This window comes from Pseudomonas sp. NY15372 (assembly GCF_048068215.1).
Lineage (GTDB): Bacteria > Pseudomonadota > Gammaproteobacteria > Pseudomonadales > Pseudomonadaceae > Aquipseudomonas > Aquipseudomonas guariconensis_A.
In genome coordinates, this window is record NZ_JBLUPY010000003.1 from 114,896 (window position 1) to 130,052 (window position 15,157).

12 protein-coding genes and 1 pseudogene are annotated in these 15,157 nt (G+C 62.7%); 3 read left to right on the top strand and 10 right to left on the bottom strand.

What is annotated here, in order from left to right; translation table 11 throughout:
- Positions 1–13: 13 nt before the first annotated feature.
- Both ACNFG0_RS03730 and ACNFG0_RS03735 read right to left on the bottom strand, forming a co-directional pair.
- Positions 14–1,264, bottom strand: a complete 1,251-nt coding sequence (locus tag ACNFG0_RS03730; RefSeq protein WP_070090735.1) for a sarcosine oxidase subunit beta family protein — start codon at positions 1,262–1,264, stop codon at positions 14–16.
- A gap of 15 nt (positions 1,265–1,279) precedes the next feature.
- Complete coding sequence (locus ACNFG0_RS03735; RefSeq protein ID WP_196143952.1) at positions 1,280–2,533, bottom strand: serine hydroxymethyltransferase; 1,254 nt, start codon at positions 2,531–2,533, stop codon at positions 1,280–1,282.
- 454 nt (positions 2,534–2,987) lie between these two features.
- Here ACNFG0_RS03735 and ACNFG0_RS03740 point away from each other — a divergent pair, with 454 nt between their 5' ends.
- The gene (locus ACNFG0_RS03740) at positions 2,988–3,662 is read left to right on the top strand and encodes a hypothetical protein (RefSeq protein WP_416764036.1); all 675 of its coding nucleotides are present in this window, start codon (positions 2,988–2,990) and stop codon (positions 3,660–3,662) included.
- 175 nt (positions 3,663–3,837) lie between these two features.
- Positions 3,838–4,878 (top strand): threonine aldolase family protein, encoded by a 1,041-nt coding sequence (locus ACNFG0_RS03745; RefSeq protein WP_416764037.1) that lies wholly within the window; start codon positions 3,838–3,840, stop codon positions 4,876–4,878.
- Between the two features lie 107 nt (positions 4,879–4,985).
- On the opposite strand, the gene ACNFG0_RS03750 is transcribed toward ACNFG0_RS03745, so the two are convergent.
- The 5 genes and pseudogenes from ACNFG0_RS03750 to gbcB form a co-directional block, all read right to left on the bottom strand.
- Entirely contained in the window at positions 4,986–5,723 is a 738-nt protein-coding gene (locus ACNFG0_RS03750; protein ID WP_416764089.1) for a methyl-accepting chemotaxis protein, read from the bottom strand.
- A gap of 126 nt (positions 5,724–5,849) precedes the next feature.
- Positions 5,850–6,923 (bottom strand): annotated as a pseudogene (locus ACNFG0_RS03755) (cache domain-containing protein); the annotation flags it as partial.
- A gap of 120 nt (positions 6,924–7,043) precedes the next feature.
- Entirely contained in the window at positions 7,044–7,346 is a 303-nt protein-coding gene (locus tag ACNFG0_RS03760) for a cell division protein ZapA (RefSeq protein ID WP_196143949.1), read from the bottom strand.
- Positions 7,343–7,573: a hypothetical protein gene (locus ACNFG0_RS03765; protein WP_196143948.1), complete on the bottom strand. Its 231-nt coding sequence runs from the start codon at positions 7,571–7,573 to the stop codon at positions 7,343–7,345. Before ACNFG0_RS03765 ends, ACNFG0_RS03760 begins: the two co-directional genes overlap by 4 nt.
- A 250-nt stretch (positions 7,574–7,823) precedes the next feature.
- Complete coding sequence (gene gbcB / locus ACNFG0_RS03770) at positions 7,824–8,927, bottom strand: glycine-betaine demethylase subunit GbcB (RefSeq protein WP_196144017.1); 1,104 nt, start codon at positions 8,925–8,927, stop codon at positions 7,824–7,826.
- A 293-nt stretch (positions 8,928–9,220) separates the two neighbouring features.
- Here gbcB and gbcA point away from each other — a divergent pair, with 293 nt between their 5' ends.
- Positions 9,221–10,513, top strand: a complete 1,293-nt coding sequence (gene gbcA / locus ACNFG0_RS03775; RefSeq protein ID WP_196143947.1) for a glycine-betaine demethylase subunit GbcA — start codon at positions 9,221–9,223, stop codon at positions 10,511–10,513.
- A gap of 672 nt (positions 10,514–11,185) precedes the next feature.
- Here the strand turns inward: gbcA and ACNFG0_RS03780 are convergent.
- The 3 genes from ACNFG0_RS03780 to dgcB are packed head-to-tail and all read right to left on the bottom strand — an operon-like array spanning position 11,186 to position 15,151.
- Positions 11,186–11,956, bottom strand: a complete 771-nt coding sequence (locus ACNFG0_RS03780) for an electron transfer flavoprotein subunit beta (RefSeq protein ID WP_196143946.1) — start codon at positions 11,954–11,956, stop codon at positions 11,186–11,188.
- A 10-nt stretch (positions 11,957–11,966) separates the two neighbouring features.
- On the bottom strand, positions 11,967–13,199 hold the full coding sequence (locus tag ACNFG0_RS03785; protein WP_196154473.1) for an electron transfer flavoprotein subunit alpha/FixB family protein: 1,233 nt from the start codon (positions 13,197–13,199) through the stop codon (positions 11,967–11,969).
- Positions 13,199–15,151: a dimethylglycine demethylation protein DgcB gene (gene dgcB, locus ACNFG0_RS03790; protein ID WP_196143944.1), complete on the bottom strand. Its 1,953-nt coding sequence runs from the start codon at positions 15,149–15,151 to the stop codon at positions 13,199–13,201. Before dgcB ends, ACNFG0_RS03785 begins: the two co-directional genes overlap by 1 nt.
- Positions 15,152–15,157 lie beyond the last annotated feature (6 nt).

Here is a 15,157-nt window from a genome sequence, read left to right on the forward strand (position 1 = left end):
GAATTGTCTCCGATTAGTGGGCGACGGCCGCAGCGCCGTGTTCGTCGATCAGCGCGCCGCTGTAGAAGCGGTCGATCGAGAACGGCTTGGCCAATGGGTGCATCTCGCCTTTGGCAAGGCTCGCGGCGAAGACGTTGCCCGAACCCGGCGTCGCCTTGAAGCCGCCGGTACCCCAGCCGCAGTTGAAGAACAGGTTTTTCACAGGGGTCTTGGAGATGATCGGGCACGCGTCCGGGCAGGTGTCGACGATGCCGCCCCACTGACGGTTCATGCGCACGCGCGAGAGGATCGGGAACATCTCGACGATCGCCTGCATGGTGTGCTCGATGATCGGGTACGAGCCGCGCTGGCCGTAACCGACCCAACCGTCGATACCGGCACCGATGACCAGGTCGCCTTTGTCGGACTGGCTGATGTAGCCGTGCACGGCGTTGGACATGATCACGCTGTCGATGATCGGCTTGATCGGCTCCGATACCAGGGCCTGCAGCGGGTGCGATTCCAGCGGCAGGCGGAAGCCGGCCAGCTTGGCCATGTGGCCGGAGTTACCAGCGGTGACCACGCCGACGCGCTTGGCGCCGATGAAGCCCTTGTTGGTCTCCACGCCGATCACTGCGCCGTTTTCCTTACGGAAGCCGATCACTTCGGTCTGCTGGATCAGGTCCACGCCCAGGGCGTCGGCAGCACGGGCATAGCCCCAGGCCACGGCATCGTGACGGGCGACGCCGCCACGGCGCTGGACGGTCGCGCCGAGGATTGGGTAGCGGGTGTTCTTCGAGCAGTCCAGGTACGGGATCTCGGCAGCCACCTGCTCGGTGTTCAGCAGTTCGCCGTCCACGCCGTTGAGGCGGTTGGCGTTGACGCGGCGCTCGGAGTCACGGATGTCCTGCAGGGTGTGGCACAGGTTGTAGACGCCACGCTGGGAGAACATCACGTTGTAGTTGATGTCCTGGGACAGGCCTTCCCACAGCTTCATGGCGTGTTCGTACAGCTTGGCCGACTCGTCCCACAGGTAGTTGGAACGCACGATGGTGGTGTTACGGGCGGTGTTGCCGCCGCCCAGGTAACCCTTCTCGATCACCGCGACGTTGGTGATGCCGTGCTCCTTGGCCAGGTAGTAGGCCGTGGCCAGACCGTGGCCGCCACCGCCGACGATGACCACGTCGTACACCTTCTTCGGCGTCGGCGTGCGCCACATGCGCTGCCAGTTCTCGTGGTGGCTGAGGGAGTGTTTGAAAAGGCCGAAGCCTGAATAGCGTTGCATGGTTGGTTACTCCACTCAGCGGTAGACCGGGAAATCGGCGCACAGGGCGGCGACATTCTTGGCAACGTCGGCTTCGACGTCAGCGTCACCCAGGTTGTCCAGCACATCGCAGATCCAGCCGGCCAGGGCCACGCACTGGGCTTCCTTGAAGCCACGGGTGGTGACGGCCGGGGTGCCGATGCGCAGGCCGGAAGTGACGAACGGCGACTGCGGGTCGTTGGGCACGGCGTTCTTGTTGACGGTGATATGAGCGCGGCCCAGGGCAGCGTCGGCGTCCTTGCCGGTCAGGCCCTGACGAATCAGGCTGACCAGGAACAGGTGGTTGTCGGTACCGCCCGACACTACATCGTAGCCGCGATCGATGAACACCTTGGCCATGGCCTGGGCGTTGTCGATGACCTGCTTCTGGTAGGCCTTGAATTCAGGCTCCAGCGCTTCCTTGAAGCACACGGCCTTGGCGGCGATGACGTGCATCAGCGGGCCGCCCTGGGCACCCGGGAACACGGCAGCGTTGAGCTTCTTCTCGATCTCTTCGTTGGACTTGGCCAGGATCAGGCCACCACGCGGACCGCGCAGGGTCTTGTGGGTGGTGGTGGTGACCACGTCGGCGAACGGGATCGGGTTCGGGTACAGACCAGCGGCGACCAGGCCAGCGACGTGGGCCATGTCGACGAACAGCAGTGCGCCCACTTTATCGGCGATGGCGCGGAAGCGTGGGAAGTCCAGGGTCTTGGAGTAGGCCGAGAAGCCGGCGACGATCATCTTCGGCTTGTGCTCGACGGCCAGACGCTCGACTTCGTCGTAGTCGATCAGGCCGGTATTGGTGTCGATACCATATTGAACGGCGTTGTACAGCTTACCCGAGGACGACACCTTGGCGCCGTGGGTCAGGTGGCCGCCGTGGGCCAGGCTCATGCCCAGGATGGTGTCGCCAGCCTGCAGCAGAGCCAGGTAGACGGCGCTGTTGGCCGAGGAACCGGAGTGCGGCTGGACGTTGGCATAGTCGGCGCCGAACAGCTGCTTGGCGCGCTCGATGGCCAGGGCCTCGACTTTGTCGACGTGCTCGCAGCCACCGTAGTAGCGCTTGCCCGGGTAGCCTTCGGCGTACTTGTTGGTCAGGCCGCTGCCCTGGGCCTGCATGACGCGCTTGCTGGTGTAGTTCTCCGAGGCGATCAGCTCGATGTGATCTTCCTGGCGCTGTTCTTCGGCATTCATCGCCGCCAGCAGTGCGTCGTCGTAACCCTGGATCTGGTCTTGCTTGCTGAACATCGTTTGTCTCCTGGCAGCGGCCATTTCTTGTCTTCAGGCACGGTGGCCCTTTGTGGCGATGGTATGACCGGCACGGCCGACCCAGATGCCTGCGCACGCCTTGCAATGGCGCGTTTACGACATTCGTTTGTGGGTTGCGCACAATCCTTCGCCTGGAAGCCGGCAGCCTGCCAGCAGCGACATTCCTGACACGCTCATGCGGGCAGGAAAAGGTGAATGAGGGGGCATGAAGAAAAACTTCGGAACGGCAAAAAATCGAACTTTGCACTGTTATTTGTAAGAGTTGTTACCCCTCCTCCAGATAATCATCATTGTTTCGCCACAAACAAAGCCAGGTGTCATACGCCAAGTTTCACCGTACATGACCACACCGCATTGCGAATAATGCGATGCGAAACTTTGCGGCATTGAACACCGGCCAGATCACGCACACTTGAATCTATTGGAAACCATAATGAAAACATTTGAATCCATCACCCTGAATACTGGCGCGACCGATAAGAAGCGTATGAACAGCAACCCTACCGAAGTCATGCATGCCGGCACGGGTTGCCGTTATGCGGACCCGGAAACCGGCACCGCCCAAGTCATGGCCCGCTACATCGAACTGACCGCCCCAGGCCAAGCCACCGTCACCCTCGAAACCGAAGAGTACTACCACAGCGCCAACGTCAACCGGCAGCTCGCCTTCGACAATGCCGACTTCCTGGACCTGATCATCGACAATGACGTCATCAAGCACGTCCATGGCAAGACCGTCTTTGGCGACGGCACGCCGACCCAGCTGGACATGCAGGAGATTCCACCCCTGCAAGACGTATCCGGCGAAGAAAACGACCTCGTGCTGCAGGCACCCAAGGGCACCGTTTTCATCGATGCCGATGGCAAGAACGATCGCGTCCTGGACAGGACGATCTATCCACAGAGCACCACGCTGAAAATGGTCATTCGAACGGTCAACGGTAAAGTTTTCCATTCCATTGGCCTTTACCCTCGCATCATGGGTGCAGCTGTCGTCGGTGACTTCTTCAAGTACTCGGATACTCAAATGTGCCTGGTCTATGAAATAAGCATGAAAGTCGACGACTCTTTCCCTAACCCGGTACTTGTTGAAATCGCTCGCCCCTGACTCAGTGTCCGCTCGCAGCGTCATCGATGACTGAAACCCGATATCGAAAACCGTATCTGAAGGCGTAGCGCGACCGCGCCGTGGAGGCCAAAAACCTTCACGGCGCTTGCTTGTATAGGCAACCCCGGCATCATGGTTTAGAGTGCACTTCTGCGTCGTATAAAGGACAGGTGCCATGACCGATAACAGCCAACAATTCGCCAGCGACAACTATTCCGGCATCTGCCCCGAAGCCTGGGCTGCGATGGAAAAGGCCAACCAGGGCCATGAACGCGCCTACGGCGACGACCAATGGACCGAGCGCGCCGCCGAGTACTTCCGCGAGCTGTTCGAGACCGATTGCGAGGTGTTCTTCGCCTTCAACGGCACCGCCGCCAACTCCCTGGCCCTGGCTTCCCTGTGCCAGAGCTACCACAGCGTCATCTGTTCCGAGACCGCCCACGTCGAGACCGACGAATGTGGCGCGCCGGAGTTCTTCTCCAACGGCTCCAAATTGCTCACCGCACGAAGCGTGGACGGCAAGCTGACGCCCGAATCGATCCGCGAAGTGGCCCTCAAGCGCCAGGACATCCACTACCCCAAGCCGCGCGTGGTGACCATCACCCAGGCCACGGAAGTGGGCACGGTGTACAACCCCGACGAACTCAAGGCGATCAGCGCCACCTGCAAGGAACTGGGCCTGAACCTGCATATGGACGGTGCGCGTTTCTCCAATGCCTGCGCCTCCCTGGGCTGCACGCCGGCGGAACTGACCTGGAAGGCGGGCGTGGATGTATTGTGCTTCGGCGGGACCAAGAACGGCATGGCGGTGGGCGAGGCGATCCTGTTCTTCAACCGCGCCCTGGCCGATGACTTCGACTACCGCTGCAAGCAGGCGGGCCAGCTGGCGTCGAAGATGCGTTTCCTTTCCGCACCCTGGGTCGGGCTGCTCGAAGACGGCGCCTGGCTGCGCTACGGCCGCCACGCCAACCACTGCGCACAGCTGCTGGCCTCGTTGGTCAGTGATCTGCCGGGGGTGGAGTTGATGTTCCCGGTGCAGGCCAACGGGGTGTTCCTGCAGATGCCGGAAGCCGTGCTGGAAGCACTGCGGGCCAAGGGCTGGCGTTTCTATACCTTCATCGGTAGCGGCGGCGCACGGTTCATGTGCTCGTGGGATACCGAAGAAACCCGGGTACGTGAGCTGGCGGCGGACATACGCGCCATCGTCGGCGCCTGAACGACCGCATCGCGGGACAAGCCCCACAGATGCCGAGCAGGCCTCAAGATTGAGGTTTGCAAGATCCTGTGGGAGCGGGCTTGTCCCGCGATGAAGCCAGCGCCAATCTAAAGCTTGAACCCTCCCATCTGCCGCGCCAGGTCATCGGCCAACCCCCGCAAGGCCTGGCACTGTTCACGACAGGCCTGCACCTCGGCCGCCGTCTCCCTCGCCAGGTCGGAAATCCCCTGTACCGTCCGGTTGATCTCCTCGGTCACCGCCGACTGCTCCTCGGTCGCCGTCGCCACCTGGCTGTTCATGTCACTGATATGTTCCACCTGGTCGGTGATCGCCCCCAACGACGCGCCAGTGCGCTGGCTGGACTCCACACCACTGCCCGTCGCCTGCTGCCCGGCCTGCATCGACGCCACAGCACTGCCGGCTCCCTGCTTGAGGCGCTGGATCATCTGCTGCACCTCGTCGGTGGAGACCTGGGTACGCCGCGCCAGGGTACGCACCTCATCGGCGACCACGGCAAAACCACGCCCCATCTCACCGGCCCGGGCCGCCTCGATGGCCGCATTGAGCGCCAGCAGGTTGGTCTGTTCGGAGATACTGCGGATCACCGCCAATACCTCATCGATCGAGGCGACTTCCTCGGCCAGCTGACCCACCGCCTGGGCCGCTCGTCCGATCTCATCGGACATGCCCTCGATATTGTGGATGGAGCCTCGCACCACCTCGCGCGCCAGCAGCGCCTCGTCGCGGGCCGACTGCGATGCATGGGCGGCATTGCCAGCGTTGTGGGCGATATCCTGCACCGTCAGCCCCATTTCATGCACGGCGGTGGCGACCATCTCGGTCATCTCCTGCTGCCGGCCGGAGCGGTCGGCAGTGTTGTCCACCACCTGCGTCACCTGCTCCACCGAGCGATGCAGGCGTTCGGTGGTGCGCAGCACCTCGCCGATCAACGCACGCTGGCTGTCGAGGAACCGGTTGAAACCGCGGGCCAGATCACCGAGCTCGTCTTCGCGCGTGTCGTCGAGGCGGTGGCTCAAGTCGCCCGCCCCGCTTCCGATCTGCACCAATGCCGAAGTCACCTGACGGATCGGTCGCACCAGCCCCCGCGCCAGCAGCACCACCAGCAACAGTGAAACCAACGCCACCGCACCACCGATCAGGCTGGTCAGCCATACGGCCTCGTGCATCTGCGCGTAGATTTCTTCCTCCGGCACCTCGGCCACCAAGGTCCAGTTCAGGTCGCGCAGGGGCAGGCCCAGGGCCAGGTAATCCTCGCCGTCGCGGTTGAAGCGCACGCTGCGCAGCCCTTCTCCGCCGCCCAGCACAGCCTGGCTCGCCGCATCGCCGAACTGCTCGGCCAGTTGTCGCTTGCCGCTGAATTCATGCTGCGGATGAACCTGGATCAAGCCGTCGTTGCGCACCAGCAATACCCGACCATGTTCGCCGAAACTGAAGTTCTGGATACGCTCGGAGAGTTCGGTCATGCGCAGGCCCATGCCGGCGATGCCGACCAATTGGCCGTCCTTTTCCACGCGATAGTCGATGAACAATGCAAGCTCGCCGGTGGAGCCGTCGATGTCGATGTTGATCAGCCGTTCGGCGCCGCTGTCGATATAGCGGTAGAACCACTGGTCCTTGGGGTTATCGCGGCTGAGGGTCCGGTCCAGGCCTTTTTCGTTGTAGTAGTGGTTGGTCGCGGTGGCCGCGAACAATGCAGTGAACGCCTGGTTGCGCTGCCGGGCGGCTTCGAGGTACTCGAGGAAACGCGGCGCCTGGGCAGGGTCTTCGCCGGCTGCCAACCAGTCCCGCAGGAGCGTATTGCCGGCGATATCCGCCGCCGCCACCAGCGGTTGGCCGAGCATGCGCTCGATGTCATTGCGGATGGCCTCGATACTGGCCGGCAACGCAGTGTCGACCAGGTAGCGTTCGGTCAGGCGGTTGACCGCCGCGGTATAGACCGCGACCACCACGAGGATACTCGCCAGCAAGGCTGCCCCCATGCTCGCGATCAATTGCCATTGGATACTTCGCCGCCAGATACGCATGCCCTGCTCCCGGTTAATTATTGTTTTAGGGAGAGTGTATACACTTACGTATCCAGTTATTCCAGTGATCCAGGACAATGCTCCGCCCCTCTATGGGGGCGGGGCAGCGGCGACCGGGTTTTATTGTTCGGCGATGGTCCGCACGATGGCATCGACCGTAGCGTCGATTTGCGCCTGGGTGCGCTCGAGGGTCTGCTGGTGTTCGCGTTGCAGTTCGATCTGCTTGGAACACAGGTTCAGGGCTGCCAGCACCAGCAGCTTGTCACCGATCAGGGTCGGGTATTGACGCTTGGTTTCAGCCAGGGAGGCATTGAGCATCCGTACGGCCTGCGCCAGGGTCTCTTCCTGGCCTTGGGGCGCCTTGATCGAATAGTCGTTGCCGAGGATCGACACGACATTGATCGGCTGCGCTTGCAGTCTCATGCGTTGACGACACCGGCGCTCGCACGCTCTACCAGGGCCTGGATACGCGCGGCGGTGGCGCCGTGCTTCTCTTCCTGCTCCATCAGCGACAGCTGCAGGGTCTCATTCTCTTCCTTGGCCTGAGCCAGTTCCTGGCCGAGGGCGGCATTCTGCTCGGTGAGTTGAGCGTTCTTTTGCATCAGGTCGTTGACCAGTTGCTCGAGTTGATTCAGGGAAGCTTCCAACATGCGTCTATCTCGGGGTTGTTGCAAAGGGCGCACACGATAAAGAAAAGCGCGCGGCCTCGCCATTAAATATGGGAAAACAATGACTTGGCCTAGATTGACAGGGTTACCCGAGGGTTGTTCCGACCTGGGTCAACCGCTGGTCAGAAAGCGCCACCCCAAAAAGCGAAGGGGCAAACCTGCTCCCACACCGGCTGTGGAAGCGGGCTTGCCCCGCGATTGGGCTGCACAGCAGCCCCTGGAAATGCCCGAATCAGTAATCGATCCGCACATCCCCTTTCGGCACACTGCAGCACGACAGGATGTAGCCTTCGGCCTCGTCGTCCTCGGTGATGCCACCGTTATGGTCCATTTCCACTTCGCCACCGAGCTTGAGCACCTTGCAGGTACCGCAGATGCCCATACCGCACGCTTTCGGAATCATCAGGCCGACCTTGGCGGCAGCGGCGTGCACGGTCTCGCCTGGGGCGATGCGGATGCTCTTCTCGCTGCCGACGAACTCCACCAGGTTGAGGTCGGCGGCGTCCATTTCCTCGGCGGCCTCGGCAGCCTGCTCGGCATGCTCCACGGCATCGGCCTTGGCTTCCGGCGGGGTCGCGCCGAACGACTCCTCGTGGTAGTTGCGCATATCGAAGCCGACTGCCTCGAGCATGCGCTTGACTGCATTCATGTAAGGCGTAGGGCCGCAGCAGAAGACCACCCGCTCCATATAGTCAGGCGCGATCAGCTCCATCAGACGCTGGTTTAGATAACCGCGGTAGCCTGCCCAGGGCTCGCCCAGGCCATGCTTCTCGCAAATGATATGCAGGCTGAAATTGGGGATCCGCGAGGCCATCTGGTCCAGCTCGCGGTGGTAGATGATGTCCTTCGGCGAACGGGCGCTGTGCACGAAGACCATGTCGACGTTGCCGTTGGTGTCGTAGAACCAGCGGGCCATGGACATCACAGGGGTGATACCGACACCACCGGAGAGGTACAGCACTTTCGGCGCCGGGAAATCGATGGCGTTGAACAGGCCCACCGGACCATGCACGGCCAGCTCGAAGCCTTCGTGCATGTTGTCGTGCAGCCAGTTGGAGACCTGCCCGCCTGGCACGCGCTTGACGGTGATGGAGAAGCTGTAAGGCACCGATGGCGAGCTGGAGATGGTGTAGGAACGCATTACCTGCTTGCCGTCGATCTCGAGCTCCAGGGTGACGAACTGCCCAGGCTTGAAGAAGAACATGATCGGCTGGTCGGCCATGAAGCAGAAGGTGCGCACGTCCCAGGTCTCCTGGATGACCTTGACGCAGCGCACGATGTGGCGGCCATTGGCCCAGGTCTGGGTGGTGACCGGATTGAGGAAGGTATCGGACATGTTCATCTCCAGCGGCCGACTACCGGCCTTGATGGCTGCGATAATGCGCAAGCCGGCGACGAAGTACATTCCCATCAGCGACATCGGCGTGCTTATCGCGACCAGCCCCGCATTACAAGGGCTGGCGCGTCGGAATTCGAATCGGCCATGTCGCCCATGGATATGGTTCGTGACGCCTTCGAACGCACACTCCACCGCAAATGAACCCGCTGTTTTTTGTAAGCAGCCTTGCGGCAAACCACAACAACGATTAGCCACTTTCGCCGGCCGCATTCGGCCTTGAGGACCAAACGATGGACGTCACCGCAACCCTGAGCCTGGGCGATCCACTGGAAGCAGCACGCAAGGCAACCGCCGAGATGCTGCAGACCCGCGAGCGCACCTTCTCGCTGCCCCAGCCTTTCTACACCGACGAGCGTCTGTTCCAGATCGATATGCAGGAGATCTTCCAGAAAGAATGGTTGATCGCCGGCATGACCTGCGAGATCCCGACCAAGGGCAACTTCCTGACTCTGCAGATCGGCAAGAACCCGATCATCGTGATCCGCGGCGCCGAAGGCCAGGTTCATGCCTTCCACAACGTCTGCCGTCACCGCGGCTCGCGTCTGTGCACCAGCGAAAAGGGCAAGGTCGCCAAGCTGGTTTGCCCATACCACCAGTGGACCTACGAGATCGACGGCCGCCTGCTGTTCGCTGGCACCGAGATGGGCGACGACTTCGACATGAAGAAGTACGGCCTCAAGCCGGTCAACGTGAAGACCGCAGGTGGCTACATCTTCATCAGCCTGGCGGAGAACCCGCCTGCCATCGACGAGTTCCTGGCCACCCTGGACCACTACATGGAACCGTACGACATGGAAAACACCAAGGTGGCGGTGCAAACCACCTTGATGGAAAAGGCCAACTGGAAGCTGGTGCTGGAAAACAACCGTGAGTGCTACCACTGCAACGGTTCGCACCCTGAGCTGCTCAAGACCCTGCTGGAGTGGGACGACACCAACGACCCACGTGCCGACCAGGCGTTCAAGGACCATGTAGCCGCGTCCGCTGCTGCCTGGGAAGCAGAAGGTATTCCTTACCTGCACAAGAGCCACGGCCTGCGTAACCGTATCGTGCGTATGCCACTGCTCAAGGGCACCGTGTCCATGACCATGGACGGCAAGCAGGCGTGCAAGAAGCTGATGGGCCGCATCAAGAACCCGGACCTGGGCTCGATGCGCATCCTGCACCTGCCGCACGCCTGGAACCACTGCATGGGCGACCACATGATCGTCTTCACCGTATGGCCGATCAGCGCCCAAGAGTCGATGGTCACCACCAAGTGGCTGGTGCACAAGGATGCGGTCGAAGGCGTCGACTACGACCCTGAGAACATGCGCAAGGTCTGGGATGCCACCAACGACCAGGACCGTCGCCTGGCCGAAGAGAACCAGCGCGGCATCAACTCCACTGCCTACCAGCCTGGCCCGTACTCCAAGACCTACGAGTTCGGTGTGGTCAACTTCATCGACTGGTACAGCCAGCGCATGCTCGAGAACCTGGGCGCAGAGCCGGCACCGTACCTGAAGGAAGTCAAAGCGCAGTAAGGCTTTATTGACTGAAAAAGAGCAGCCCAGGGCGACCTAGGGCTGCTTTTTTTTTAGCCGTCAGCCTTGCGAAGTGTTTGTCGTGAAAGATTCGGCGCCTGTTCGATCGAGCGCCGCCCGCGCGATTGACGCATCACCTCCCCCTCAGACAGGGCACCTGCTACCCACTGGCATTTGCCGCCCTGGAGCGCGCTGATCATTTCTTGATCACCCCACCCTGACAGGGCTTGAGCCATAAGCCAACATTTTATCCACAACCTGGCACACACTATTTGTGGAAAGCCATCGGGCAGCTGGGCTCAACGGCCTGGTCATTATTTGATCAGGTCGCTGTATCCCTTTGATTTAGAGACCTGCAGCGATTACCGAACATCTTGTCCACAGGGCCGCCAACAGCAATTGTGGAAAACGTTCAGGAGGGTTCAGGGGATAAGTGAAACGTAGAGCCTGTTCAATTATTGATCAGAGCTCTGTAGACCAGGAATGACAGGGCCTACAGCGAACCGTGAACACTTTACCCACAGGGTGGCGAACAGATTCGGTGCGTAAAAGATTGGGGCCGCTGCGCGCCCCTTTCGCGGCACAAGGCCACTCCTACAGGGATCGCATAACCTCTGTAGGAGCGGCCTTGTGCCGCGAAAGGGCCGCAAAGCGGCCCCAACGTCGGAATGCCTAGCGCAGCACCCCTTCTTCGACCAACAGCTTCAGAATGGCCTCGGCGCCTTCCTGCGGCGAAACATCCTTGAGCACCTTGCCGCCTCCACCACTGGCCTTGGCCGTGGCAGCCTTCATACGGTCGGCACCGCTCTTGGCCTTGATCACCTTCAACCGCTTGGGCCGCGGACGAGCCGGTTGCAGCTCGGACTCGGCCAGCAGTTCATCCTCGACGATCGCCACGTTACGCGCCGCCAGCACACCCCGGCGTGCTGGACCGAACGCGCTCTGGCGCGGCTTGGGTGCAGCGTTATCCACAGTGGCCAGCAGCGGCAGGCGCACCTTCAACCGGCGACGCTGGCCCCGAGGCAATGCCTGCAGGACCTGAGCAGTGCCGTTGTCGATGGACTCGACCTCCGCCAACCCAACCACCAACGGCCAACCCAGGCGCTCGGCCAGCAGGAACGGTAGCATGCCCGAACCCTCGCCGGTTTCCGCCTGGCTGCCGGTCAGCACCAACTGTGCCCCGGCGTCGCGCAGGTAATCGCCCAGGACACCCAGGACATCGGCGCCGGCAGGCTGCTCCAGCACATCGATATGGTCCAGGCCCATGCCCAGGTAGGCCCGCAGGGCCTCTTCACGCGGGTCGCCCGCGTGCACGACCTGCAAGTTATCCCCAGCCAGCTGCAAACCCAGCTCCACGGCACGCGCATCCTGCTCGGCACGACGGGTACGGCCGGAGCTAGGGTGGGCGCCGATGGAGACCAGGCTGATGACTTTCGTACTCATGCTCGTGCCCTTATGCCGCGTCGCGCTGGCCGGCGCTGCGGTAGTTGTCCACAGCCTCGATCAACGCCTGGAGAATTGCCGAACTGTCGCCAATTACCGACAGGTCGGCCCGCTTGATCATGTCGCAGCCAGGGTCCATGTTCACCGCCACCACTTTGTCGCAGGCGCCAATGCCCTGCAGGTGCTGGATCGCCCCGGAGATCCCCACGGCCACGTAGACGCGCGCCGTGACCCAGGTACCGGTGGCACCGACCTGGCGGTTACGCGGCATGAAGCCATCGTCCACCGCCACCCGCGAGGCGCCTTCGGTGGCGCCGAGCGCTGCGGCTGCCTTGTGGAAAAGGTCCCAGTCCTTGACGCCGTTGCCGCCGGAGACGATGAACTCCGACTCGGCCATGGCGATGGCAGCCGGGTCCACGGCCACCGGGCCAAGGTCTTCGATGCGCGACAGGCTGCGCGCAACGTTTGTGGACAACTCCACCGGCAACGCTTCGTGGCGAGTTTCGCTGACCGGGTCCGAGCACTCGGCAGCGGCCAGGATCAGGCGTGGCAGGTCACGCTGCAGGTCCTGCTGGCCAGCACCGGCGCGGCCGATGCATTGGCCATCCTTGACCTGCCAGACGCGTGTCGCCGGGCGCTCGCCCAGCGCGGCGCCCAAACGGCGGCCCAGTTCGCCGCCACCGGTGCGGCTGTCGGGCAGCAGCCAGTGACGCGGCGCGAACTGGTTATCCACAGCCCGCAGGCCCTGCACCAGTTGCTCCGGTGCATAACCTTCGTATGCCTCGCCCTCGATCACCAACAGGCGATCGACACCAGCGGTGGCGAAGTTGCTTTCCTTGTGTTCGCCGAACACGATCGCCAGCACTGCCCCGTCTTTGCCCGCCAAGCTGTGGGCCAGGCCCAACAGGTCGCGGTCATGACTGCCGAGGCGGCCACCGACCATGTCCGGAACCACGGCGATGTAGAACGCCGGGTCCGCGACCTGGTGCAGCGGCAACTGCACTTCGGCCGCAGCGGTGCGCCGTGCGCCACCTGCAGTGCCCTGCTGGGCACCGCTACGGTCGATGCGCTTGAGGCCGTTGGGGCCGATGAAGCCCGCGGCGATCGCATGGGGGTTCTTGCGGATGATGCCGTTGGGGCCCATCCAGCTGGTCTGCTGCGTCTGCATCGCTGCATGCAGCGGATGCAGACGGTTACGGGCGATCCACTCGGCGCGTGGGTCGCGGCGGATGATGTCGCTCATCAGTGCACCTCCGCAGTTTCACGTTTAGCCGCTTGCGACTTTCCCGCCGCAGGCGCGTCGTCTTCGATCAGTACGTCCGCCACCAGCTCGGCGATGTCCTTGATCAATGGGCGTGGCTCGACCACACCTTCGAGCATCGCGGTGCACTGTGGGCAACCCACGGCCACCACCTCCGCTTCGGTCTGGCGGATATCGTCCATGCGCATGTCCGGAATACGCTGCTTGCCCGGAATGTCGGTGATCGGCGCGCCGCCACCACCACCGCAGCAGCGGGACCGGAAGCCCGAACGCTCCATCTCGCGTACTTCGATGCCCAAGGCCTTGAGCACGTCGCGCGGTGCTTCGTACTCGCCGTTGTAGCGGCCCAGGTAGCAGGGGTCGTGGTAGGTGACGCTGCCACCCTTGTGCTGGCCCAGGTTGAGCTTGTTGGCCGCGATCAGTTCGGCGATGTAGGTGCTGTGGTGCTGCACCTGGTACTCGCCGCCCAGGGCGCCGTATTCGTTCTTCAGCACATGGAAGCTGTGCGGGTCGCAGGTGACGATGCGCTGGAAGCGGTACTTGTTCAGCGTCTGGATGTTGCGCTTGGCCAGTTGCTGGAAGGTCGCTTCGTCGCCCAGGCGGCGCGCCACGTCGCCGCTGTCGCGCTCTTCCAGGCCGAGCACGGCGAAGTCGACGCCCGAGGCCTTGAGCACCTTGACGAACGAACGCAGGGTACGCTGGTTACGCATGTCGAAGGCGCCGTCACCGACCCAGAACAGCACCTCGGTGCTCTTCACCTCGGACAGCAGCTTGAGGTTGAGGTCTGCCGCCCAGTTCATCCGGCCACCCGGGTTGAAACCGCCAGGGTTGTCGGTGGCGATCAGATTGTCCAGCACCTCGGCGCCCTTGTTCGGGGTCGCGCCCTTTTCCAGGGTGAGGTGGCGGCGCATGTCGACGATGGCATCGACGTGCTCGATCATCATTGGGCACTCTTCCACGCACGCGCGGCAGGTGGTGCACGACCACAAGGTCTCGGCATCGACCAGGCCGTTGACGATCGGCTGGTGCGGGTGGCCGCCGTGCTCGCCGATCGGCTTGCCCGGGTAAGGGCTGCCGGCGAATTTGGCGTCGGTACCACCTGCCAGGCCAATGACCATGTCCTGGATGAGCTTCTTCGGGTTCAACGGCTGGCCAGCGGCGAAGGCCGGGCACATGGCTTCACATTTACCGCACTGTACGCAGGCATCGAAGCCCAGCAGCTGGTTCCAGGTGAAGTCCACCGGCTTTTCCACACCCAGGGGCGCGTTCGGGTCTTCGAGGTCCAGCGGCTTGAGGCCGGTGGAACGGCCGCCACCGAAACGTTCGGCACGGCGGTGCCAGGCCAGGTGCAGGGCACCGGCGAAGGCGTGTTTCATCGGGCCGCCCCAGGTCATGCCGAAGAACAGCTCCGACACACCCCACAGCACACCGACGCCCAGCACGGCCACCAGCAGCCAGCCACCGGTGCCTTCAGGCAGGATGCCAGCGACCGGCAGGGTCGCGATGAAGAAGCTCGCGGCGAACACCAGCAGGCTCTTGGGCAGGCGCATCCACGGGCCCTTGGACAGGCGCGCAGGCGGGTTCAGGCGACGTTTGAAGACAAAGATGGCGCCGCTGAACATGATCACCGTAGCGACCAGCAGGGCGTAGCCAAGGATCTTGCTCTGCAGGCCGAAGCCATGCACCAGGATCGCCAGCACGGCCGACAGCACGAAGCCGCCGGCAGTGGCCACGTGGGTCTTGGACATGTACTTGTCGCGCTCGACCACATGGTGCAGGTCCACCAGGTAGCGACGTGGCATGGCCAGCAGGCCGCCGATCAGGTTGACCTTGGACGGTCGGCCGCGCCGCCACATGCGCACCCGGCGCAGGGCGCCGAGCACCGCCAGGCCAAGGGCAGCGAACAGCAGGATGGGTAGAAGGGTGTTCAACATGGGAGG

Coding starts and splice junctions, on each gene's coding strand:
- ACNFG0_RS03730 (WP_070090735.1), bottom strand. CDS start 1,264: ATGCAACGCTATTCAGGCTTCGGCCTTTTCAAACACTCCCTCAGCCAC.
- ACNFG0_RS03735 (WP_196143952.1), bottom strand. CDS start 2,533: ATGTTCAGCAAGCAAGACCAGATCCAGGGTTACGACGACGCACTGCTG.
- ACNFG0_RS03740 (WP_416764036.1), top strand. CDS start 2,988: ATGAAAACATTTGAATCCATCACCCTGAATACTGGCGCGACCGATAAG.
- ACNFG0_RS03745 (WP_416764037.1), top strand. CDS start 3,838: ATGACCGATAACAGCCAACAATTCGCCAGCGACAACTATTCCGGCATC.
- ACNFG0_RS03750 (WP_416764089.1), bottom strand. CDS start 5,723: ATGACCGAGATGGTCGCCACCGCCGTGCATGAAATGGGGCTGACGGTG.
- ACNFG0_RS03760 (WP_196143949.1), bottom strand. CDS start 7,346: ATGAGACTGCAAGCGCAGCCGATCAATGTCGTGTCGATCCTCGGCAAC.
- ACNFG0_RS03765 (WP_196143948.1), bottom strand. CDS start 7,573: ATGTTGGAAGCTTCCCTGAATCAACTCGAGCAACTGGTCAACGACCTG.
- gbcB (WP_196144017.1), bottom strand. CDS start 8,927: ATGTCCGATACCTTCCTCAATCCGGTCACCACCCAGACCTGGGCCAAT.
- gbcA (WP_196143947.1), top strand. CDS start 9,221: ATGGACGTCACCGCAACCCTGAGCCTGGGCGATCCACTGGAAGCAGCA.
- ACNFG0_RS03780 (WP_196143946.1), bottom strand. CDS start 11,956: ATGAGTACGAAAGTCATCAGCCTGGTCTCCATCGGCGCCCACCCTAGC.
- ACNFG0_RS03785 (WP_196154473.1), bottom strand. CDS start 13,199: ATGAGCGACATCATCCGCCGCGACCCACGCGCCGAGTGGATCGCCCGT.
- dgcB (WP_196143944.1), bottom strand. CDS start 15,151: ATGTTGAACACCCTTCTACCCATCCTGCTGTTCGCTGCCCTTGGCCTG.